Raw genomic sequence first — 22,927 nt, 5'->3', positions numbered from 1 at the left:
GTGCCGTTACAGGTGTTTGTGTTTCCTTCCATATTACTTTTCTAGCATTTTTACAATGTCTTCGTAGTTGTAGTAGATGATGCCACCGATGCGTTTGTATTTTAGCGTTCCGTTGATGCGGAGGTTTTGTAGAGTTCCTGGGGAGATTTTTAAGATGTTGCGTACTTCGGTTGATTTGAGCCAAGCTTTAGGTGAAGTGTCGGTGTTGTTTGTGTTTTTGATTTCACTCAGAAGTAGATTTCCAAAGTTGAGTAAATCTCGTTTCGTTACAATTTGGTGTTGTAATAGTTCGATGTTGTCTGTTTCAGGGAACAGGGCTTTGTGATTGAAGTTCATAATGCTATGTTTTGAAGTTATTTGGTACAAAACAATTGCATTTGAAAAAGAAAAGTTCCCAAGTTGGTACCAACTTGGGAACGATTTTTATGCTTTTTGAGTGGAATTAGTTGTTTTTAGTTTAAATCGTTTTCGATTTTGGTTTCTAGTGCAGCTTGCAACTGATTTAAAAATCGGGTTTGATCTGTTTTGCGGTTTTTGATATCGATGAAGCTTCTGGTGATGTTGTCACCTAAATCGATTTGAAACGCTTTTTCAAAAACGTGGGTGATTTCTTTGATGTCGGCTTGACCGTTATCGAAAACTTTAGCTTCATGTAAGGCGTAAATAAGTTCGATTAAATCTACTTTTTTGGCTGTCCAGTGTAGATTAGATTTGAATTGATTGTTGGTAATTGCACATGATTGATTGAGATTATCAATGCGGTTTTCGATGTGTAATACGAGCAATTCATAAGCAATTACTTCCGCTAATAAAAAATCATGCGAAGTACATATTTTAGCATCATGAATAATCACGGAGCAATCATTTAAAAATATGTCTTTGTACTGTTTCCTGGAAAAATACAATTCATCAAAATGAGTAGATTGGCTTTTAATGTATTTGATGAATTCTCTGTTTTTTCTATGAAACTGATTTATTGCATCTACCTTTTTTTCATAATGTTTTACTCTCTTGTTCTTATCCAAGGGAAGTGTTGCAACAAGTAAAAGTATTTCTTTATAGAAAATAAGTTTAGCAACAATATTGGGTTTGATTTCCTTGAAGAATTTGATTTCTTCTTGAATGGTTTCGAAGACGTGATGTTTAAGCCAGTCGGTTAATTGTTTTAAAATGTCTTCAATGAAAATAATAATCTTTTTTGCTTTTTCTACTTCATTAGAATTTGAGTTAAGGATTAGAGAAAGTTCGTGTTCAAAATCTACCAAAGAGTTGTTTTTTATAGTTGTTATCATAAAAAAATAGATTTTAGTTTGTCAAAATAAACTAAAATCTATTAAATTAAATGTAAATAAAATCTTAAAAATATTACAATATCTATAATATTTTAGTAATTAACTGATTTACTTTGCGTTTGCATATTAGCTTTGAATTTTGCTTTCAATATTTGCATATCCTCACTAATCTTCTTGTCTAAAATCTTAGCGTAGTGTTGGATTTCATATACTAATTTAAAATCAATAATTTAAATTCACCCCAACTCCGAATCCCATATCACTATCATAATGTGTTCTTAGGCTTAGATTTCGTTTTAGAATGTATCGTGCTTCTAGCATGTATTCGGTATCAGTATTGACCATGAAGCCCATTCGTAATCGTTTGGAAACAGGGATATCTTCTCGCATTAATTGTAATCTTAGATTTCCATCTTGAAACACCTCTGCTTGAAACTGAACTAACATGGGTAAGGTATAGGCAAATCCAGCACTTAAAACAGCTCTATGGTCTTTGGTGTTTTTTTGTCCGAAAATGTTTTTTTCTATCTCACCTTCCATATCTCGGTAACGCCAATCAAAACCGATAAAGGGCATTAACCATTGCATTTTTCCAATATATCTTCCTAAATGAAATTCTGCTTCATAACCGTGCATGTCATTGTATCCTAAACGCCATTCTGCACCTAAACTCCATCGTGTATTTTGAATCATTGCCATACCATCGTTTCCATTAGTAGCAAAATCGTTTTCAGCCATGATATGAAAAGCTCTGTCATCTGCGTACAATTTGCGTTGGGCTAATTTTGGATTAGGAATTAATGGGTTTGATTCTTGATTTTCATACGTAAAAATTCTACCCATACCTGCCATCATGTGATACAAGATGTGACAATGAAAAAACCAATCGCCCTCAACATTAGCATTAAATTCTATTACATTGGTTTCCATTGGCATTAAATCCATTACGTTTTTTAAAGGTGCATAATCCCCTTGTCCGTTAATGATTCTAAAATCATGTCCGTGTAAATGCATGGGATGGCGCATCATGGAACCGTTGTAGAGCGTAATTCTAATATTTTCTCCTTTTTTTATAAGTATTTTATCGGTTTCAGAAACTACTTTATTGTCTAAACTCCAAACGTATCGGTTCATATTTCCTGTAAGCTCAAAACGAAGTTCTTTTACTGGTGCATCTTTGGGTAATGTCGTTTTATCAGTTGCTTTTAGCATTGCATAGTTGAGTGTTGTAATACTAGATAGCTTATTGGCATTGTATTGATTTTGATTATGGTTGGAATGGTCATTTTTCATTTCCATACTACTCTCATTTTCTTTGTTTTTTGCATTTGTAGCACCAGTTATTTCTGGATACATTACTACATTCATATCCATTTGGTTTAAGGACATACTCATTCCCATATCGTCCAAGTCGCCGTTCATTTTCATCATGCCATTCATCATTTTCATACCTTCAAAATATTTTAATTTAGGTAAAGGAGCAATTAATTGTTTGATGCCATTGCCAATGTATAATGAAGTTGATTTAGTTCTATCTTCTGGAGTTGCTAAAAATTCGTAGGAAGTATTATCGGCAGGAATTGTAACAATAACATCATAGGTTTCTGATACTGCAATCAATAATCGATCAACTTCAACTGGTTCAACATCGTTACCATCACTGGCAACTACAGTAATTTTTCCACCAGCATAAGTCAACCAAAAATAAGATGAAGCACCGCCATTTGCTATTCGCAATCGAACTTTATCACCACCTTTAAATTGCGATAATTGGTTTTCATTTTTACCATTAATTAGAAACTTGTCATAATATACATCGCTTACATCCATTGCGTTCATTCGTTTCCATTCGTTGGCAATTTTTGTTTTGAAATGACCTTGCCTAATAGCTTCCGCATAACTTTGTGTTGTGCCTTTTTTGATGGCAAACCAATCGGTTGCGTTGTGTAACATTCGATGAATGTTTTCGGGTTTTAAATCGGTCCATTCGCTTAAAATTAAAGGAACAGTTGGTAAATCATCGATACCTTTTCTAAAAGTAGGATCGTTTTCTTTTTTATTCATAATGAACATACCATACATTCCGATTTGTTCTTGTAATCCTGAGTGTGAATGATACCAATGCGTTCCGTTTTGTATGATTGGGAAAGTGTATTTATGAATTGTTCCGGGTTTGATAGGCATTTGCGTTAAATTTGGTACACCATCTTCTTTATTAGGTAAAAATAGTCCGTGCCAATGTAACGATGTGCTTTCTTTTAATTCGTTGTGTACATAAATTTCGGCAATATCACCTTCTGTAAAAGTTAAGGTTGGCATTGGAATTTGACCGTTCACCGCAATAGCTCTTTTTTCAGTTCCAGAATAGTTGACAATTGTATCGCGAACGTATAAATCGTATCGTACTATTTTTTGAGCAGTTATACTTAATGTAGTAAATGCTATAAGAATTGATAATTTAATTTTCATAAGTAATATTTTATATTTTAACAACAACCAGTTCCAACTTGAATTGGCGGGCATTTTACACTTCCGTAACTACAGTATACACAACAATCCCCTTCTAATGGACGTAATCTTTTTTTACAATTTTCACATTCATAAAAAAACTCGCAGGCATTTGTAGGCATTATTTCCTCTTTTTTATGACCGCAATTTGGACATGTAATTTTTGATTTTAGTTCTACTAATTTACCATTGTAGATGGTACATGTGTCGCAACCATTATGAAGTTTATTTCTGTAATAATTAACTATTGTAGCAATAAGAAGCCCAAACATACCAGCATATAAAAAATATACTTGATAATCATTATTGCAAAAATAATAGCTGTAAAAAATGACCAATGTACTTGGAATTGCTATTAATAAAGGATATAGACTTTTATGCCTATGATAGGAAAGAAAAAAACCAATAACAGAAACTAGAACCATACCTTGAAAAATCCACATCGTCCATCCGCCAAAAAGTTCAAAACTACCTAAACCTAAAGCAGATGCTGCAAATGCAAAAAGTGGAAAGCAACAAGGTGAAAATATTGCTGTGAAGAACATACCAATTGTTCCGAATTTATCTATATTATTTGCTATTTTCATTCTTTTTATTATTTTTTATTAGAGTTTTAAACTTCTTAATCTTAATGCATTTACAATTACGGATACAGAGCTGAAAGACATTGCTAAAGCTGCAATCATAGGAGATAGTAAAATACCGAAAACAGGATATAAAACTCCAGCTGCGATTGGTACTCCCAATACATTATAGAAAAAGGCAAAAAATAGATTTTGCTTAATATTTCTCATAACAGCATGGCTTAAATTCTTAGCTTTTACAATGCCTTGTAAATCTCCTTTGACTAAAGTTATTTTGGCACTTTCTATAGCGACATCTGTTCCAGTTCCCATTGCAATTCCAATATTAGCTTGGGCTAATGCCGGTGCGTCGTTTATACCATCGCCTGCCATGGCCACAATTTTGCCTTCGGCTTGTATTTTTTTAATTTCTTTGAGTTTGTCTTCGGGTAAACATCCTGCTTTATAAGTTGTTAATCCCAATTCATCAGCAACTGCTTTGGCTGTATTAACATTGTCACCAGTCATCATGATTACCTCGACACCCTGTTGCATTAATTCTTTTATTGCGTCTCTGCTAGAAGTTTTAATAGCATCTGTAATTGATACAAAACCAACAGCAACTCCATCAATGGCTATGTATGAAACCGTTTTACCTAATTTTTGTTCGGTAATTATTTTGTTTTCTAAATCGTCAGAAACTGTTGCCTTGACTTGCTCCATTAGTTTTTTATTGCCTAATGCCACTTTTTTATTAATCACTGTTCCTATAACACCCTTTCCGGCAACGGCTTCAAAATCTTTTACTTCGATTAAAGAAATGGATTTTGTTTTGGCATAAATTACCACAGCTTGTGCCAATGGATGTTCACTATATTGGTTTAAGGAAGCAATGCTTTGCAATAAGTCACTATCGTTGTTATTGGATGCATAAATTTTTTCGACAGATGGTTTTCCTTCGGTGATGGTTCCTGTTTTATCGGTAATTAAAACATTAACCTTATTCATGTTCTCTAAAGCCTCAGCATTCTTTATCAAAACGCCTGATTGTGCTCCTTTGCCAACACCAACCATTACTGACATGGGAGTTGCCAGACCCAGAGCACAAGGACAGGCTATAATTAATACAGCAATAGCATTTATAAAGCCATACACCAATGCTGGTTCGGGACCAAATTTTGCCCAAACAAAAAAGGTTATTGCCGATATAATGACCACAATTGGCACAAAGTACTTGGAGATACTATCTGCTAATTTCTGAATTGGAGCTCGTGAACGACTGGCATCATTTACCATTTGCACGATTTGAGATAGCAAGGTTTCGGAACCTACTTTTTCGGCTATCATCACAAATGATTTGTTTCCGTTTATTGTTCCGGAAATTACGTTATCGCCTTTCTTTTTATCAACCGGTATTGGCTCACCAGTAATCATGGCTTCATCTATACTGCTTTCCCCATCGGTTATTTTACCGTCAACAGGAATTTTATCTCCGGGTTTTACTCTCAATAAATCGCCTTTTTTGATGTCGTGGATTGATATTACTTTATCACCGCCATCAATAACCAAAGTAGCTTCAGTTGGCGCAAGTTTTAATAATTCTTTGATAGCTCCGCTGGTTTGGCTGTGTGCCCTTGCTTCGAGTAATTGTCCTAACAAAACTAAAGTCAGAATAACTGTTGTTGCTTCAAAGTATAATAATACAGTTCCGTGTTCTGTTTTGAATTCACTTGGAAAAATATCCGGAAAAAACATTCCGACTAAACTAAATAAAAATGCCACTCCCGTTCCAATTCCGATGAGTGTGAACATATTCAGATTCCAAGTAATAATTGATTTCCAGGCGCGAACAAAGAATATCCAACAGGCATAAAAAACAACAGGAAGCGATAATAGTAATTGTACCCAATTCCATTTTGAAGCAGTCATTAATTGCAATAGAGGATTGTTGTGTGCCATTTCAATCATGGCAATGGCGAAAATGGGAACCGTGAACAACACTGCAATTTTCATTTTTTTTACCAAATCTTTATACGTTTTTTGGTCTTCGCTTTCGCTTGGTTCCATTGGTACTAAATCCATACCGCATATAGGACAGGAACCCGGAGTTTCACTAATTACTTCGGGATGCATTGGACAAGTATATAGTGTCTTGTTTACGGTTAGTTCAGGTGCTTTGACTAGATCCATTCCACACACAGGACAATCGCCCGCTTTGTCATAGACTTTTTCGCCTTCGCAATGCATTGGGCAATAATATTTACCAGCGGCGTTGGTTGGTATAACAGCCTCTTTTTTATAATTATGCTCATGAGTAGAACAACATGACTTTGCAGCGGATTCATTAGTTGTAGTATCTTCTGTAGTTTTATCATTGCTCATTTCTATGGTGTATTTTCCAACAGTCGTCAGTGCTTCCTGCAACTTTGATGTTGGAATGTGTTTGTCCATAGTAATTATGGCCACTGGTGGGCTTAATGAAACTTTTGCTTCAATACCATCAATAGTATTCAATGCTTTCTCGACTTTAGAGCGACAACCATCGCAAGTCATTCCGGTAATGCTGTAAGTATGTATCATTTTTTATATTATTTTAATACAAATTTCTATCATAACTGCTTTTTGTATTTGCAAAATTTTGGGTTTGATTTGCAAGATTTATAAGTCTTCGATTTGCTTTCGTTTAATGGTTTTTATATTCTTAAAGTGTGTTGGTGAAAAGCCGGTTACTTTTTTGAATTGATTACTTAAATGTGAAACGCTACTATAGTTTAAAGAGTAAGCTATTTGGCTTAGGGATAATTCATCATAGATGATCAACTCTTTTACTTTCTCAATTTTCAGATTAATGAAGTATTTTTCAATTGTTGTGTTTTCTACTTCGGAAAAGAGGTTGCTCAAGGTATTATAGTCTTGGTGTAGCTCTTGGAATAGAAACTCGGATAGATTTGTTTTTAAATGATTGTTTTTATTTTGAACCAAATCAATAATCAATGTTTTAATCTTATCGATAGTTTTGCTTTTCCTATCATCAATCAAATCAAAGCCTACAGCATGAAGCTTTTTTAATAATTCGTTTTTTTGGATTTCCTGAATGTCATTTTTCAATTCAACTTCACCTAAATCAACTGAAACAGGATTGATGCCCATATTTTCAAATACAGATTTTACTACTATCTTGCAGCGGCTGCATACCATATTTTTAATGTGTAGCTTCATCATTGAGTTATTAAATTGTTTTTGCTATTTTATCCATGATCGAATGGTCTGTACCGAATTTGCAAATTGCATCACAATTGGTTCTTAGTTCTGAAAAGAGAATGTATTTAATATTCATTTTTGAATTTTTTATAACAGGTCTATTGAGTTGCTGAATGACATCTTTTTCGCGACTGTCAGGGATTATGATATAAAATACTTCATCACCATCAGAAATACTGAAATAAAGATCTGAAAGACGCAAAATCCCAGAGTAAATACTAGTGCTTTTTTCTACTTCAAATGCTCCGATAATGTTGTCAGTTCCTTTTTCAAACCATAAAACATCTATGAGTTTGATGGTGTTCTGAGTGTCTTTGTCACAAGGTAATTCAGGGAATTTATTTATAGAGATAAAAGAAAAATTTTGTCCGTTGAAAGCTTTGCTTTTATCATTACTTGCCGGTGTAACATCGAATCCTAATGATGCCCCAATTTTCAATAGATGGTATTGCATTTCACTATGCAGATTATCTTCTTTTTTTTCTTCGATAATTTCTTTTTGGCGTTTTACTATGTTTTTTTCCAATTTATGACGCTCTTCTTCACTCAGATAATCATCATTTCCTATTAGCATTTTTTGAGTCCCAATTTCAAAACACAATCCTGCGATTGCACCTAAATCATTGGATAGTTCCGATTTGAATTTTGAATTTGTTTCCAGTAGTGTCTCTCTAATTTTTAAGTATTCACTCCAGCTCCCCAATTTTTTTTTATCCTTGAATAAAAAATTAAAACCATTTACAATTGCCGTGTTGAAAGGAGGAAACCACGTTGGGTGCAAAAAATACAAAATACTGGCAACGGCCGGCCCCAATCCTTTGATGCGTAATTCGTCCAGTTTAACAATTTCTTTAAGTACCTGTTCTTCATTTTTTGCGTTAATACAATTTTCTAAGAATTGGCCAAAAGCAATTTTATTGGTTTGATTTTCATAGATATCAGGAATTCGGAGTTTTGGTTTCCAATAAAAAGGATGTGAAACCCCAACAAATACCTGTTTTTGCTCGGCAATGCAATTCAGTACAAATTCTAAGCTGCTATTTTTAAAATCGTTTGGGAATGATTTGTTTTTGATATCTTCAACAACCTGAATAATTCCGCGGCGGATAGTTCTGAATGCCTTTAACCGTTGGTCATTGTCAACAAACCAAGTATTATAAACACTCTCTGTATCGTTTTTGTATTGCTGTATTATTTGATTAAAATTGTTCATTCTTACTATTTAAATTACATTTTCATTCCTTCCATCGGGTTACTGCCTTTGCGGAATTTATATTCGCTATTGATGGCATAGGCACCCGTTATCACTACTTTTTGACCATTGGCAATTTTTGTTTTGATTTCTATCAGTCCATTAGTTTCAATTCCTGTTTCTACCATTAGATTTTCATAAACACCCGGTTTTTTTTCTACCCAGATGAAGGATGCGTTTTCTTCTCTAATTACTGCATCGGTGGGAATGTATATTCCTTTACCGCCGGAAATCATCAATTTTGCAATGGCCTGCATTCCCGGTTTTAAAATTAGATTTTGATTTGGTATTTCAAATCGAATCAAAAGTAAACGGGTTTCCGGGTTTATTTCAGGATTGATAAATGAGATTTTAGCGCTTATTGATTTATCAGGGAAATCGACAAATGTTATTGTAGCAATTTGGCCTATTTTGAGGCTTTTGAAGTAGTTGATATTAACTTGTGTTTCAAGCCAGAGTTTATTCAAATCAGTTACTTTGATGATTGGTTCGCCTTCCATGATATAGCTTCCTTCAGCAGTACTTATTTCTGAAACTGTGCCGCTGACAGTGCTATAAAATGTGGTATATGGGGAAACATCTTTATTACTTTTAATATTCTCAATTTGAGTATTGGACAAACCATAGAATAAGAGTTTTTGTTTGGCGGCATTCATTATATTTTTTGCGTTTTTTCCAAAATTACCGGGCATTTCCAGTTGTTTAAATGCTGTATAATAGTCTTGTTTTGCTATTGCAATATCCTCACTGTATAATTGAAAGACAGGCTGGTTTTTGGATAGGTAATCACCAGTGGATTTGAAATATAATTTTTCAATTCTACCCATTGCTTTTGAAGAAAAGGTTTTAGATTTTTCTTGATTGAATGTTAAAACACCTGTGTAGTTTTGTTCTAAATTGTTTTGTGTTTGTCCTATAACTTGAGTTGTGATATTACCAAGTTGAATTTGTTGTTTACTTAAACTTATTTGGTTAACCTCACTATCATCCTGTTTTATGGGTGTTAACTCCATGTGGCAAATAGGACACTTGCCGGGTTTATCTTCTTTTACTTGAGGATCCATAGAACATGTATAAAAAGTAGTTTCTTTATTTTTATCATGTTGAGAGTGGTCTTCTTTTTTATTCTCATGCTGAGAATGGTCTTCTTTTTTAGAAGAATTACAAGCTGTAAATATTAGGGAAAGCAATAAAAAGATGCCTATTTGATTTAAATTTTTCATACTTACTCCGTTTTAATAAAGCTTTCGCTATCGATTAAATATTGTGCATTTTTTGCAATAGTATCACTAACAGAAATACCTTTAATGATTTGAATATAACCGTTCAGTTCAAACCCTGTTTTTACCGGTGTTGCTTTAAAACCATTGTGAGATTTAACAAAAACAATTTTTTTATTACCTGTACTTACCAATGCGTTTTTTTGTATCCAAAGACCGCTAATTGACCGTGTTTTTATAATACCTTGCAATCTCAAACCTATCGGCAATTTGAGTGTATTGTTGTTTAAATAAACCCTAATTCTATTGGTTTTGTCGGTAGCATTAAATTGTGTTTCAATAAAATTTATTTTCGCTTCTATTGATTCTTCAGCATTGAGTTCAGAAGTTATTTTAATGGCTTGATTGACTTCAATAAAACTGCTGCTTTCCTGAGTAATGTTGAATACTCCCCAAACTTTATCAGTATTTACTAATTTAAACACAACTTCTCCTTTTTTGACATAGTTTCCTTCTTTTAACTCAAGTTTTTCAGTACTGTTATTCATACTTTGCATTGCAGAATTTGATGGAGTAACCATTGTTTCTGACCCTATGACAATTCCATTAGAAGGACTGTAAATGGCTATTTTAGGATTGGCTTTTTTTGAATTAGCTAAAGCACTTATTTGATTTTGAGTCATACCGTAAAGCAACAACTTTTGTTTTGATGCCTCAATAATTGAGCTGTTATCAATATCATTTGAAAGTAAATAAATAAAGTTTTCTTGCTCAGTTAAAAGTTCAGGGCTATATAAATCAAATAATTTTTGTCCTTTATTAATTCGTTGGTATTTAAAATTCACATATATTTTTTCAATTCGGCCACTTATTCTTGCTGCAATATTTACCGCTGAATTTGGGTCATAAGCGACAGTGCCAGGAAGATTGATTTCACCACTTAAAGTTGAATCTATTGCTGTTATAGTTTGAAATTTACCCACTACAAAGTTATCTGTTGGCTTGATGACATTTTCAATATTATAATCTTCAATAGCATGATTGTCAATTACTTTTTTTACTAAAGTCATTCCGCAAATAGGGCAGTTTCCAGGTTTATCTCTAATAATTTGCGGATGCATTGAACAGGTATAGACAACGTTTTGATGAGAGCTTGCGTCATGTACTTCAGGTTTTATGACATAGAAATAAATAGCAGAACCGATTATTGCTATTATACCTAGAATCAAACCATATTTTATATACTTATTCATAGTTACTTAATTTCGAGTTGTTTTTCGATTTCGACCTGAGTGTTTAGTATGGACTGCAATTTGTCGAGAGCGTCCATTTGGGCCATGTTCAAAGCTTCCCATGCGTCTAAGACAATGAACAAATCACCAGTGTTATTTTGCCAAGCCAAAACGGCGGTATCATAATTTTTGCGCAATGAAGGGATGATGCTTTTTTCGGAGATATTGTATTGTTTATTGAGGTTAGAAAGCTCTGTATTCATGCCCGAAATCATTCCAACTGTTTCATTTAAAATCATTTGTTTTTGCCAATTGAGACTTTCATTTTTAATTTGAAAGCTACTGATATTGGCTTTGTTCATTTTTGTTGACCAAGGCATGGGGATAGTCATCATGCCCATTAGTGAGAATTGCTGTGGCTGTTGTCCAAAAGCAAACATGTGGTCATATTTAACTCCAAATTCGGGTAGAAATTTTGATTTTTCTGCATCAATTTTCAGTTGGTTTACTTCCATGGTTCTTTTGATGGCATTTATATCACTTCTGTTTTTGGAAATTGATGAGGTGTCCAATAGTTGTGAATTGTATTCCTTTAGTTCGAATGCTTCTTCAATTTCAAACACCATATTTTTATCTCTTGACATTAGAGTGTTGAGCATAATTCTTTTTTGTGAAATATCATTCTGAAGCATTATAATCATACTTTCTAACTCATTATATTGAGATTTTGCTTTATAATAAGTGGGGAGTTTATCCATATTGTACTGGTATCTTATTTCCATGCTTTTTATCATGTATTTTAAGAGTAGTAAGTTATCATTGGCCACTTTGACTTTTTTGTTTAGTACAAGCCATTGATAATAATTTGTCTTGGCTATAGCATAAAGCTGATTTAAAGTGTAATTTTTGTTTTCTTTTTCAACAGATGACATTGCGTTCATATACTTGTATTCGGCATTTTGTTTTTTTGAATTGGGAATCATTTGTGAGACTCCAATCATATAACTGCCCATGCCAGGACTCATATCATCTGCTTTCCACATTTTGGTATTGTAGGGCGTCATAAAAAAACCGGTTTCTACTTGAGGTGCCATCCAGCTTTTAGCCCCTTTTGCAGCAGCATCCATACTTTGGATATCGGCATCATACATTTTTAGCTGCGGATTATCGGTTTTGATTGTGCTCAAGATATTATCCAGTGAAACAATCTGTGCATTAGCAATTGTAAAGCTTAAAATCAAAAAGCTTATAACGATATAATATTTATTCTTTAACATCTATAAGTTCTATTTTGCCTTTAGTTTTTAATTCGTGAAGTTTCACCATTTCAAAAACAATAGGAGTTACTAATAATACATAAATTGTAGAAGTAATTGTCCCACCAATAAGAGGAACTGTGATAGGTAACATTACATCGGCACCTGTACCTGTTGCCCAAAGTATCGGAATAAGACCAAATAAAGAAACAGAAACCGTCATTAGTTTTGGTCGCAACCTTTTGGCTGATCCATCAATAATATATTGTCTCAATATTTCTTCGGTGATAACCTCTTTGCTATTTCCGTATTTCTCAACCATTTTGTTCATCGATTCATTTAAATAGATCGTCATTAACATAGCTGTTTCAATGGCCATTCCGAAGAGGGCAATAAAACCAACCGCAACCGCAACAGATAAATTTATTCCGTAGAAATAGACCATAAAAACACCACCGATTAAAGCAAAAGGCACTGTTATCATTGTAATGAGGGATTCTTTCATGGAGTGGTAAGTAAAATATAAAATAAGGAAGATAATTATCACCACAATTGGTAGTATCATGCTTAGCGTTTTATTGGCTCTCAACTGATTTTCCCACTGGCCACTCCATTCAATGTAATATCCTTTTGGCATTTTAGACATCATTGAATTTAATTTTTTCTGAGCTTCTTTCACAGTACTACCTAAATCTCGATCACGTACATTAAACAGCACACTTCCCCGAAGCATGGCATTTTCGCTATTTATCATAGGCGGCCCATCGCTTATTTTTACCTCTGCAATGGTTTCTAAAGGAATTGGGCCATATTGCATCGTTTGGACTTGCAATTTTTTCAGTGCATCAATACTGTTTCTATATTCTTGTGCATATCTTGCATTTACAGAGAAGCGTTGTCGTCCTTCAATTGTAGTTGTCAGTTTCATTCCTCCGATAGCTGCTTCAACAACTGCATTAATATCGTCAATTGAAAGGCCGTATCTGCCCAAAAGCTCCCTCTTTGGCTCAATGTCAATGTACCTTCCACCAGTTATTGGCTCCGCATACAAATCTTTTACACCCGAAGTACCTTCGAGTGCTTTTTTGATTTTTTGAGATAGTGCATTAATGGTATCTAAACTTTCTCCATAAACTTTAATTCCAACATCTGTTCGAATACCAGTAGATAGCATGTTTATTCTATTAATGATAGGCTGTGTAAAGCCGTTGGTTACTCCCGGAATTTGGAGTTTATTATTTATTTCGGTTATAATATCATTCTTTGTTTTTCCTTCTCTCCATTCACTTTGAGGTTTTAATAAAATGATGGTTTCAATCATGCTAATAGGGCTATTATCTGTAGCAGTATTGGCTCTACCAGCTTTTCCCAATACATGGTCTACTTCGGGAATTGATTTTATCAATTTGTCTTGAACCTGCAATATTCTTTTTACTTCCGAGTTTGAAACATCGGGCAAGGTAACCGGCATGAAAAGTACTGAACCTTCATCCAATGGTGGCATAAACTCGGAACCTAAACGAGTAAACATGACTAAACCGATTAGTAAAGCTACTACATTAATTCCTAAAACCGTTTTCCTCCATTTCAAACAAAAAACCAAAATAGGAGTGTATACACTTTCCAGTTTTTTATTGATTGGGTTTTTATTCTCAGGACGAAGTTTACCTTTTAATAAAAAGCTTATAAGCACCGGTGTGAGTGTAATGGCTAAAAAAGCATCAACGATTAGAATGAATGATTTTGTCCAAGCCAAGGGACTAAATAATTTTCCTTCCATACCTGTGAGTAAAAAAACCGGTAGAAAAGACGCAATTACGATCAGTGTTGAGTAAAAAACACCCGGTCCTACTAACTTTGATGATTTTTCAATTAGTTGAAGTTTTTCATCAGAGGATAAAGGGTCGTGTTCCTTTTTAAATAAATTTTTAATTTTTTCTATCATCATACCAATTTACTTGTTATCAATCATTTCTTCTTGTTTCTCTGAGATTGTCCTGTAGGCGTTTTCAACCATTACAATTCCATCATCCACAACAACTCCAATAGCGAGTGCAATACCGGTTAATGACATAATATTAGATGAAATACCAAATGCTTCAAGCAATATGAAGCCAATTGCTACGGATATAGGAAGTTGAATTAAGATTATAAGGGCGCTTCTCCAATGGAACAGAAAAATTAAGATAACGAGTGAAACTGCTATCATTTCTTCTATAAGTGTTCCCTTGACAGATTCAATAGCTTTTTCGATTAACTCGCTTCTGTCATAGGAAGTTTTAAATTTCACTCCTTCGGGCAATCCTTTTTCAACTTCTTTCATCTTTGCTTTAACCGCTTTGATGACTTTATCAGCATTTTCGCCGTAACGCATTACCACTATACCGCCTACGACTTCCCCAGTTCCGTTTTGGTCAAAAATTCCAAGGCGTAAATCTCCACCCATTTGTACTGAACCTATGTCTTTTACCTTCACAGGGATAGAATTGTAATTTTTAATCGAAATATCCTCGACATCTTTACTGTTCTTTATGTAGCCTAAACCTCTAATGATATAAGACATATTACTCATTTCAAACTTTCGGCCGCCTACATCATTGTTATTAGCCTTAACAGCATTCATTACTTCCATCATACTGACATTATAATACTGCATTTTTAGTGGATCTAACACTAGCTGGTATTGTTTTTCAAAACCTCCAAAAGAAGCTACTTCGGCTACACCGGGAACTGTTTGCAGTGCAAATTTCACATACCAGTCCTGTAAGGCTCTTTGCTCTCCCAAGTCCATTCCATTGGCTTCTAAATGATACCAAAAAATGTGGCCTACTCCTGTACCATCAGGACCTAAGGTTGGAACAACATTTTGTGGAAGTAAACGTTGGGCATAATTTAATCGTTCCAACACACGGGTTCTTGCCCAGTAGGTATCTACATTGTCTTCAAAAATGATATAGACAAAGCTCATCCCAAACATGGAGGCTCCCCGTATATTTTTAACTTTTGGTATCCCTTGAAGATTAGAAACCAAAGGATAAGTTACTTGCGCTTCGATTACCTGTGGGCTTCTACCCATCCACTCGGTAAATACAATAACCTGATTTTCTGATAAATCAGGGATAGCATCTATAGGATTTTGTTTCACGCTATAGATTCCCCACACAAATAAACAAGCCGAAACCAGTAGCACAATTGCTCTGTTTCTAAGTGAGAATGTAATTAGTTTTTCTACCATTTTTGTCTTTTTTCTTCCTTTTAAATAAAATTAATCAATTGAGTCCTTTTACATTATGATATATATCACATATTCAAAATATAGGAGAGCACTTAATTTTCCGACAAACTGTTGTTTTCATTTATTGAATTAATCCAGGTAATTATTTCCTGTTTTTGCGCCTCATTAAGTATTGCATCATGATGTAATAGCGTGTAGGAACTTAAAGGCATATCACCCGATTTAATTTGTTTGCTTATTGCTTCTAACTCACTTTGCTGCTTTCGATTTGAATAACTGCCAAACTCATTAAAATTTAACTCTTTTTTCCCATCAGTAATATGTGTTTCTACAAACATTCTGGCCGGTTGAATGTAATCATACCAGAGATACTGGGTGTTATTACTATGGCAATCGTAACAAGATGTCTTTATTAGTTTTGAAATATTTGTTGGTGCATCGGTCGTGACCAGAAAATCATTTGTATAATCCTGCCCTGGATTTTGATTCAGGGCAGGCTGATAGAATTGTATTGCTATCAATACCAAAAAAAGTACTATACCTACTTTCTTTAATCTTCTTTTCATTTTATAACGTTTTTTTCAAACTACCACAAGTAAGCATCTTAGAGCCATAATATGGATTTTTGATTTCTTTGGATTCGCTGATCCAAATAGCGCCTTTACCGTCGTCATACATTGGACAATGGTCCTGATATAATTTTTTATTTGAACCCAAAAGTTTTATTAAATCATTGATGTCCTTACTTAGTATGGCAAAATGTTCTCTTTGATGGTCAATTTTACCTGCATTGTCGCCAATATGCTCTGCGTGTTCTTTGGCATCATCTGCAATGTCTAAGTATTCCTTTTTCTGACTCGCGTTTAAACTGGCAGTATTAATGGAATTAAACGTTTTATACAAAGTTTTACCTGCTTTAGCTGCACCATTAGCATCATCTTTAGTTAGAGCGTTCTTGATTTTTAAATAATCATCAATAATCCCATTAGTAGAAAACGGAGTGGAAGAAGTTTGTGTAGTTTCTACCACTTTTGGTTCGACTGTTGAATTATCATTATGATCATGTGTACCATTGCTATGGTCATGAGATGGTTCTTTTTGTACAACTGGCTCTGTTAATTCCATACCACATTTTGAACAATCTTCCCCTTTTTTACCCGTAACTTCAGGATGCATTGGACAGGCGAAAAGTTGATCTTTTTGAGTATCACTCATGTTATTTTCAGTTGATGTACTTTCAACCCCCTCTGACTTTGTAGTTTTGTTACAAGAGATTAATGTTGTAACTAATGCTATTAAAATTACTACTTTTTTCATTTTTTTAAAATTTTGAAGTTATTATTAAATAATTTTTATTTGTAACTATGTTCTGTGCTTTGTTCGTGATAATGTTTCGTTATTTCTTTAGGAATACGTTCTAGTTTTCTATCTTTTGAAAATATTGTTGAGATAGATTTTCCTCTTATCTTAAAAGTTACTTGAATATCGGTATACATATTTGCATTTATTTCGTTCACAATAAAAGCTTCTGCATCTATACTTGTTAATTCAACTTTCTTTGATTTTCCATCAGCAAATATTAATGAAGCTGTTCCTGTTATTTCAGTATTGCTTAATGGTTTCAATTTTTCATCAAGTATGAAAAAATATACTTTGCTATCCTTAATTAAAGTTTCGATATGATAACTTTTTACTTTTTTGATGGTTCCATTATGAGGACCATTAGAATTGTTTCCGTTTTGTGCGAATAAATTCATTATTGGCATTATTGCAATTAATATTGCAATAATTATTTGGTTATTTCTTTTTACAATTTCATTCATTATTCATTTTTTTAGAGTTAATTTTAAGAAACTGATTAATAATTAATTTTATTGGCTAAATAATAAGAATAAGTACCAATTGATGTATTGATATGGTCTATTTCCTCTACATTTTTAAATCTTGCATCTGAAATGTATTTTATCATTAAACCATTTACATTATCATTGGTGGTTTTGAAACCGTCAAGTAATTGAACTAAGTAAAATGAGAACCGCATCCATTTTGTTTTTGCTTTACCCCAATCTCCAATAATTAGCTCACCCTCTGGTTTTAGTATCCTATTAATTTCCAGTAAGCATTTTAATTTTGTGACACTATCTAACTGATGAAAAACAAGAGAACTATAAACCTTATCAAATGATTTATCTTCAAATGGCAACTTATTTCCATCATACAAAAAAAGCGGTGCGTGAATTCCTGCCTTATTTAATTTATACTCAGCTATTGATTTAATTTTAGGGTCAATATCAACACCTTGAACATCACTATCAGGAAATCGTTGTTTGAGAATAATAATGTTTTGAGCTGTTCCAAACCCAAATTCTAATATTTTTTCATCCTCTTTAGGGTTAACAAAATCTACTAACCTGTTTCTGAATTTTTTCTCAGGCATAGTTATTTTGATTGCTAAATCGTAGTAATCACTTAAAAAATCATAACCCAATGCTGGAATAAATTTTGTTGTACTCATTTTATTTTTGTTTTTTTAAATCGAAAAAAGTATAGTACAGATTGAAATAAAATCCATTTGGAGCTGAGCGTACCATTGAACTTACCAATTCTTGACGATATGCAAAGTCCAAACGTGCTTGGCTATTAAAAATAAATTGCACAGCAGGCATCACATCCAAATAAGATTTACCATTTTCATTAATAGTTTGTCCAACAAATTCAACCATTAAATTAATGTTTGTTTGTTTGTAATTTGTGTACTTTTTGGGGTACATCAATTTACCAAAAGAAAGTGTATAATTAGTTGCATTATCACCAATATTATCCGGAAATGGATAACTTGGTTTGTTATCTAAAGCTTTCTCAAAACTTATTGAAGAACTTATTGCAACTTTTTTAATCAATTTTGTAGCTATTAATCCTGTTTCAAAACCTGAATTGTGTCCTAAAATTTCAATCTGTTCTTGGTGAATATCTGCATTATTGAAACTATATCTACCATAAGCTGCTAATCGGAAATGACTATTTAAATCATCTGTAGAATAAAAACGATATTTCGTATAAAAACTACCACCTTCAGTAACTAATTGGCTATTTCTATTACTCACAAAAGCAGAAGCACGAAACATTATATTTTTATTTAATCCATATGATACTTCGGGCATAAAATGATAATTATAACCTGATTTCATTTCCTCTTTAAAAAGTGACTGCATTACATTAACTCCAAGTGAATTTGCTGGAACATTACTTGCAGGATCTGTAATTACAAATAATTCCTGGCTAAAAACATTTTGACAACTTATTGTAACAAAAAATAAAATAATCTTTCTCATTAATTTAGAATTTTAATGTGGAAATCATCTTCATTATTTGAAGCATACGTTTCGACATTCTTATATGATTTGGATAATTTTTTATATTCCTTTTCAGTAACATAGCCCTTGTCAACTACTTGAAATTGTATTTCGGTCACGTTATTTGGTCTGTCATTAACCAAAATGTAAGAATTTTTAGCTATGGTTTCAGGTTTTGCTGTTACAACTAATGAACCGATAAAAAAACCTGCTTTTTCTACTTTCTCCTTAAATACTTTTGGGCTTAATTCATTACCTTCTTTAAGGGTTATAGTGAACGTGTTTGTATTTAAATCGGTTTCTACATTAACCACTTCGGGTAAGCTTTTAAGTTGCTTGTTTATAGCATTCGAACACATTGAACATGTTAGTCCGGTTGCTCTAATTTCAGCTTTTGAAATTTGGGCATTACTTTTCATTGAAAACATCAAAACCATTGATGCAACCAAAACATAACCTATATTTATTTTTTTCATTTTTACTCTTTTATTAATTTCAATATTTCTTCTTCTGTTGGATTTTTTGCAATTAGAACACCTTCTTCATTGAATAAAAATTTCGATGGTAATTCCTCTACACCAAATTGTATTGCTGTTTCAGCATCAAAACCTTTTGAGTCTATCAATTGGGTAAATTTAATTTTATCTTTTTCAACAGCTTTTAGCCATTTATTAGTATCTGTATCGATTGATATTCCTATTATTTCTATTTTATCTGAACTAACTTCATTATGTAGTTTTACTAACTTTTTATTGCCTAATCTGCAAGGACCACACCATGATGCCCAAAAATCAATTAATACATATTTCCCTTTAAAAGATGTAATATTTACCTCTGTATTACTAGTACTTTTTAATGCTATTGATGGTATTGTATCTCCAACATCAATCTGTGCAGTGGCTATATTAGTAATTAAAAAAAATGCAAAAATTATTCTTCTCATTTTAGATTATTTAATAGTTTCTACCGTTTTTCCACAAGTTAACATCATTGAGCCGTAGTAAGGATTCTTTACTGCATTTTCTTTACTTAACCAATTTGCACCTTTACCATCATTGTACATAGGGCAATGTTGGAAATAAACTGGAACCTCATACTTTGCAACTTTTAATAATGAATAAATGTCTTTTGATAATGTTGTAAAGTGATTTCGTTGTTTATTAATATCTTTTGATTTTGAAATCAGTTCAGTATCTTTTTTAATTTGATTTACAACTTTCATCCAAACCATATGAACATCCATATCCAATTTGTCCATTTTAACATTGTTTATTGCAGTTAGTAATTCCTTTGAAGCAATTGAAGTTGTGTTACCATCAGAAGAAATCATAGCATCTTTTACCACAAAATAGTTATCAAAAACAACTTTAAGTTGGTTAACTTCTTGAAGTACCATCTTTGAAGTTTCATTGTGGTTTACATGATTATTATGGATTTCAGTAGTTTCTTCCACTTTGATTTCTTCTTTAACTGGAACTTTAGCAACTCTGTCATATTGACAACATCCATGAAGATTGTCATAGACATCATCTGGTGCAAGAAACTTATCACTATCATATCCTGCTAATGCTATTCTTTTTAGTATTTCGTCTGGATTAGTTTTAGTAGTATCATAAGTTAAAGTGGCCATCTTCGAATCTTGATCCCAATCTACTTTAGCTACTTTTTTGATATTTCCTGCATTTTCGATTTTGGTTTCGCACATTCCGCAATTACCATAAATCTTAACGGTTTCGGTTTTAGCATTTTTTATTTGTGCATTGACAGCAATACTAAGCAATATAAAAGTTGCTAGCATTATATTTTTAAATGAATTTTTCATTTTAATAATGTATTAGTAATCAAAGTGAATTCCTTTGACAAGTTGATAAAAAAATAATGAATTACAGTTTAGAAGTCTATCGGTTTGAAATAATTAATAATAATTATAAAAACGAAAAGTAAACTGATGATTAATCTGATAGCAAAATGCTATAAATTTGACACACTAATGGCTGTCAAAAAAAGAATTTAGCCTATTTTAGGTATTAGCCAAATAGAATGAAAACCATCTGAGATTGATGGTGCCGTGTATGAAAACTTAACTTTCTCTATTGAAGAATAGCTAAACGTATAATTTTTAAAAATAGTATCGGATAAAAAACTTACTGAAGCAGAAGGACAAGTTGAAGAACATCCACATTTTGAATGACCACAGTTGCCTTCACAACCTTTATGGTCTTTATCTTTTGAATTATCATTATCACAACAACTCTTTTTTTCCTTTTTAGTAGATGAAACTTCTTTTTCACAAGAATGTTTTGAATTAGAGTTACCACAAGCCATAGCCGTACTAGGCATTAAAAACATGCCTAGTAAAACTATTAATATTATGTGATATTTTTTCATTTTTAATTTTAAAACATCACAAATGTATAAAAAATGAATTGTTGTTTGTATAAAATATTGTTAAAAAGAGTTTTGGCAACTACGTCGATTTACATTGATTGAAAATTTATCTTTAAGTATTTTCATATCCTCACTAATTTTCTTGTCTAAAATCTTAGCATAATGTTGCGTTGTTTTCAGATTTGTGTGCCCTAACATTTTACTTACGGTTTCAATAGGAACTCCGTTACTAAGTGTTACTGTCGTTGCAAAGGTGTGTCGGGCAATATGGAATGTTAGTTCTTTGTTGATACCGCAAACCGTTGCAATTTCCTTAAGGTAAGAATTCATTTTTTGGTTTGACAATATTGGAAGTATTGTGCCCTTATTTTTATTAACAGGATAATCAGAATATTTATCCATGATATATTGGGCGGTTGGTAATAAAGGAATTTTGGAATTAGTATCCGTTTTCTGGCGGTTTTTGTTTATCCATTTATCTCCATCAATTCCTAAAACAATATTATCCGGTGTTAGTTGTTTCACGTCTATATATGCTAATCCAGTAAAGCAGCTGAAAACAAATATGTCACGAACTAACTCCAAACGTTCTGAAACGAATTCTTTTTCCATCAAACTTTGAATTTCTTGTTCTGTAAGGAATTCACGAACTACTTCTTTGACTTTTGCTTTATAATTTGCGAATGGGTCCTTCGTTAACCATCCATTGGCCAAGCAAATGTTTATAATCTTATGGAAGTTTTTAATATACTTTACAGCTGTATTGTTAGCACACTTTCTTTCTGTACGAAGATAAAATTCATACTCTGTAATAAAAGCATGATCTATTTTCTCAATATTAATATCAGAAACTTTGTATTTCCATTCAAGAAAGTCTTTTGTATGTTTTAAAGATGTTTCGTAACGTTCAAGTGTTCCTGGAGCGTACTCGCTTCCCACCAACTCTTTAATTTTTCGATTGTGTTCTGTGAAAATTGGAATTAGTAGACGTTCGCGTTCTTTTATACCGAGTAAACGATTTTTAAATTCATCGATGTTTAATGATACGCCATCTTTTAATAATTCGAATTGGATTTCGTTTATTCGATTTCGTGTAAAATCAAGTAAGTTATTTATTGAACGAGCTTCTTCTGAATTACCCTTCATTTTGCTTAATTCAGTTGACCATTTCGATGGCTCAATAAATTTTTTAGTACTGTACTCAAATCGTTTTCCTTCGATTGTTAATCGCACATAAATTGGTAATAATCCATTACCATTGGCTTTGGTTGATTTTGCATAGAAATGCAATGTGACTTTTGAATTCATTTTTGGTAACCTTTAAGTTATTAATTAATTTACTTTAAAGTTTGCCACAAATCAAGATG

At 32.8% G+C, this 22,927-nt stretch carries 20 protein-coding genes and 2 pseudogenes; all 22 read right to left on the bottom strand.

The annotated features are described in order from the left end of the window. Positions 1–33: 33 nt before the first annotated feature. Positions 34–336, bottom strand: coding sequence for a helix-turn-helix domain-containing protein (locus VK164_RS02265; RefSeq protein WP_324207797.1), 303 nt, complete (start codon positions 334–336; stop codon positions 34–36). Positions 337–452: 116 nt separating this feature from the next. Further along, entirely contained in the window at positions 453–1,292 is an 840-nt protein-coding gene (locus VK164_RS02260) for an RteC domain-containing protein (protein ID WP_324207796.1), read from the bottom strand. A 222-nt stretch (positions 1,293–1,514) separates the two neighbouring features. Next, on the bottom strand, positions 1,515–3,761 hold the full coding sequence (locus VK164_RS02255) for a multicopper oxidase domain-containing protein (protein WP_324207795.1): 2,247 nt from the start codon (positions 3,759–3,761) through the stop codon (positions 1,515–1,517). A 17-nt stretch (positions 3,762–3,778) separates the two neighbouring features. Further along, complete coding sequence (locus VK164_RS02250) at positions 3,779–3,997, bottom strand: GDCCVxC domain-containing (seleno)protein (protein ID WP_026726769.1); 219 nt, start codon at positions 3,995–3,997, stop codon at positions 3,779–3,781. Positions 3,998–4,048: 51 nt separating this feature from the next. Continuing rightward, positions 4,049–4,387, bottom strand: a pseudogene (locus VK164_RS02245) (MerC domain-containing protein); the annotation flags it as partial. An 18-nt stretch (positions 4,388–4,405) separates the two neighbouring features. Further along, a complete protein-coding gene (locus tag VK164_RS02240; protein WP_264369095.1) occupies positions 4,406–6,943 on the bottom strand; it encodes a heavy metal translocating P-type ATPase in 2,538 nt (845 codons plus the stop codon). 78 nt (positions 6,944–7,021) lie between these two features. Continuing rightward, positions 7,022–7,582: a helix-turn-helix domain-containing protein gene (locus VK164_RS02235; protein ID WP_026726771.1), complete on the bottom strand. Its 561-nt coding sequence runs from the start codon at positions 7,580–7,582 to the stop codon at positions 7,022–7,024. Positions 7,583–7,592: 10 nt separating this feature from the next. Next, positions 7,593–8,837, bottom strand: a complete 1,245-nt coding sequence (locus VK164_RS02230) for a hypothetical protein (protein WP_264369094.1) — start codon at positions 8,835–8,837, stop codon at positions 7,593–7,595. Positions 8,838–8,851: 14 nt separating this feature from the next. Next, positions 8,852–10,099 (bottom strand): efflux RND transporter periplasmic adaptor subunit, encoded by a 1,248-nt coding sequence (locus VK164_RS02225; protein WP_324207794.1) that lies wholly within the window; start codon positions 10,097–10,099, stop codon positions 8,852–8,854. Between the two features lie 2 nt (positions 10,100–10,101). Further along, positions 10,102–11,349, bottom strand: coding sequence for an HlyD family efflux transporter periplasmic adaptor subunit (locus VK164_RS02220; protein ID WP_231836801.1), 1,248 nt, complete (start codon positions 11,347–11,349; stop codon positions 10,102–10,104). Between the two features lie 2 nt (positions 11,350–11,351). After that, on the bottom strand, positions 11,352–12,605 hold the full coding sequence (locus tag VK164_RS02215) for a TolC family protein (protein WP_026704796.1): 1,254 nt from the start codon (positions 12,603–12,605) through the stop codon (positions 11,352–11,354). Then, positions 12,592–15,819: pseudogene (locus tag VK164_RS02210) on the bottom strand (efflux RND transporter permease subunit). Before VK164_RS02210 ends, VK164_RS02215 begins: the two are co-directional and overlap by 14 nt. A gap of 92 nt (positions 15,820–15,911) precedes the next feature. Further along, the gene (locus tag VK164_RS02205; protein ID WP_026726774.1) at positions 15,912–16,385 is read right to left on the bottom strand and encodes a heme-binding domain-containing protein; all 474 of its coding nucleotides are present in this window, start codon (positions 16,383–16,385) and stop codon (positions 15,912–15,914) included. Between the two features lies 1 nt (position 16,386). Then, entirely contained in the window at positions 16,387–17,136 is a 750-nt protein-coding gene (locus tag VK164_RS02200; RefSeq protein ID WP_231836799.1) for a DUF3347 domain-containing protein, read from the bottom strand. A 35-nt stretch (positions 17,137–17,171) separates the two neighbouring features. Beyond that, entirely contained in the window at positions 17,172–17,642 is a 471-nt protein-coding gene (locus VK164_RS02195) for a hypothetical protein (RefSeq protein WP_264369090.1), read from the bottom strand. A gap of 35 nt (positions 17,643–17,677) precedes the next feature. Beyond that, entirely contained in the window at positions 17,678–18,334 is a 657-nt protein-coding gene (locus tag VK164_RS02190; RefSeq protein WP_231836797.1) for a class I SAM-dependent methyltransferase, read from the bottom strand. Between the two features lies 1 nt (position 18,335). Beyond that, the gene (locus VK164_RS02185) at positions 18,336–19,151 is read right to left on the bottom strand and encodes a hypothetical protein (RefSeq protein ID WP_231836796.1); all 816 of its coding nucleotides are present in this window, start codon (positions 19,149–19,151) and stop codon (positions 18,336–18,338) included. Beyond that, the gene (locus tag VK164_RS02180) at positions 19,151–19,648 is read right to left on the bottom strand and encodes a heavy-metal-associated domain-containing protein (protein ID WP_264369089.1); all 498 of its coding nucleotides are present in this window, start codon (positions 19,646–19,648) and stop codon (positions 19,151–19,153) included. Before VK164_RS02180 ends, VK164_RS02185 begins: the two co-directional genes overlap by 1 nt. Positions 19,649–19,650: 2 nt before the next feature. Next, positions 19,651–20,115 (bottom strand): TlpA family protein disulfide reductase, encoded by a 465-nt coding sequence (locus tag VK164_RS02175; protein ID WP_231836794.1) that lies wholly within the window; start codon positions 20,113–20,115, stop codon positions 19,651–19,653. A 6-nt stretch (positions 20,116–20,121) separates the two neighbouring features. Beyond that, positions 20,122–20,994 (bottom strand): DUF3347 domain-containing protein, encoded by an 873-nt coding sequence (locus VK164_RS02170; protein WP_264369088.1) that lies wholly within the window; start codon positions 20,992–20,994, stop codon positions 20,122–20,124. 188 nt (positions 20,995–21,182) lie between these two features. Then, positions 21,183–21,560 carry a hypothetical protein gene (locus VK164_RS02165; protein WP_264369087.1) on the bottom strand — a complete coding sequence of 126 codons (378 nt, stop codon included), beginning with the start codon at positions 21,558–21,560 and terminating at the stop codon, positions 21,183–21,185. A 60-nt stretch (positions 21,561–21,620) separates the two neighbouring features. Next, on the bottom strand, positions 21,621–22,868 hold the full coding sequence (locus VK164_RS02160) for a site-specific integrase (RefSeq protein WP_264369086.1): 1,248 nt from the start codon (positions 22,866–22,868) through the stop codon (positions 21,621–21,623). Positions 22,869–22,927 lie beyond the last annotated feature (59 nt).

This window comes from Flavobacterium sp. (assembly GCF_035299005.1).
Classification (GTDB): domain Bacteria; phylum Bacteroidota; class Bacteroidia; order Flavobacteriales; family Flavobacteriaceae; genus Flavobacterium.
The sequence above is the reverse complement of the archived record's forward strand: the minus strand, read 5'-3'. Positions and strand labels throughout refer to the sequence as shown.

What these genes read in the sequence shown, in the direction of transcription:
- VK164_RS02160 (WP_264369086.1), bottom strand. Translation starts at nt 22,868, where the DNA reads ATGAATTCAAAAGTCACATTGCATTTCTATGCAAAATCAACCAAAGCC.
- VK164_RS02265 (WP_324207797.1), bottom strand. Translation starts at nt 336, where the DNA reads ATGAACTTCAATCACAAAGCCCTGTTCCCTGAAACAGACAACATCGAA.
- VK164_RS02215 (WP_026704796.1), bottom strand. Translation starts at nt 12,605, where the DNA reads ATGTTAAAGAATAAATATTATATCGTTATAAGCTTTTTGATTTTAAGC.
- VK164_RS02230 (WP_264369094.1), bottom strand. Translation starts at nt 8,837, where the DNA reads ATGAACAATTTTAATCAAATAATACAGCAATACAAAAACGATACAGAG.
- VK164_RS02220 (WP_231836801.1), bottom strand. Translation starts at nt 11,349, where the DNA reads ATGAATAAGTATATAAAATATGGTTTGATTCTAGGTATAATAGCAATA.
- VK164_RS02180 (WP_264369089.1), bottom strand. Translation starts at nt 19,648, where the DNA reads ATGAAAAAAATAAATATAGGTTATGTTTTGGTTGCATCAATGGTTTTG.
- VK164_RS02195 (WP_264369090.1), bottom strand. Translation starts at nt 17,642, where the DNA reads ATGAATGAAATTGTAAAAAGAAATAACCAAATAATTATTGCAATATTA.
- VK164_RS02260 (WP_324207796.1), bottom strand. Translation starts at nt 1,292, where the DNA reads ATGATAACAACTATAAAAAACAACTCTTTGGTAGATTTTGAACACGAA.
- VK164_RS02200 (WP_231836799.1), bottom strand. Translation starts at nt 17,136, where the DNA reads ATGAAAAAAGTAGTAATTTTAATAGCATTAGTTACAACATTAATCTCT.
- VK164_RS02190 (WP_231836797.1), bottom strand. Translation starts at nt 18,334, where the DNA reads ATGAGTACAACAAAATTTATTCCAGCATTGGGTTATGATTTTTTAAGT.
- VK164_RS02240 (WP_264369095.1), bottom strand. Translation starts at nt 6,943, where the DNA reads ATGATACATACTTACAGCATTACCGGAATGACTTGCGATGGTTGTCGC.
- VK164_RS02235 (WP_026726771.1), bottom strand. Translation starts at nt 7,582, where the DNA reads ATGAAGCTACACATTAAAAATATGGTATGCAGCCGCTGCAAGATAGTA.
- VK164_RS02225 (WP_324207794.1), bottom strand. Translation starts at nt 10,099, where the DNA reads ATGAAAAATTTAAATCAAATAGGCATCTTTTTATTGCTTTCCCTAATA.
- VK164_RS02175 (WP_231836794.1), bottom strand. Translation starts at nt 20,115, where the DNA reads ATGAGAAGAATAATTTTTGCATTTTTTTTAATTACTAATATAGCCACT.
- VK164_RS02185 (WP_231836796.1), bottom strand. Translation starts at nt 19,151, where the DNA reads ATGAGAAAGATTATTTTATTTTTTGTTACAATAAGTTGTCAAAATGTT.
- VK164_RS02170 (WP_264369088.1), bottom strand. Translation starts at nt 20,994, where the DNA reads ATGAAAAATTCATTTAAAAATATAATGCTAGCAACTTTTATATTGCTT.
- VK164_RS02255 (WP_324207795.1), bottom strand. Translation starts at nt 3,761, where the DNA reads ATGAAAATTAAATTATCAATTCTTATAGCATTTACTACATTAAGTATA.
- VK164_RS02165 (WP_264369087.1), bottom strand. Translation starts at nt 21,560, where the DNA reads ATGAAAAAATATCACATAATATTAATAGTTTTACTAGGCATGTTTTTA.
- VK164_RS02205 (WP_026726774.1), bottom strand. Translation starts at nt 16,385, where the DNA reads ATGAAAAGAAGATTAAAGAAAGTAGGTATAGTACTTTTTTTGGTATTG.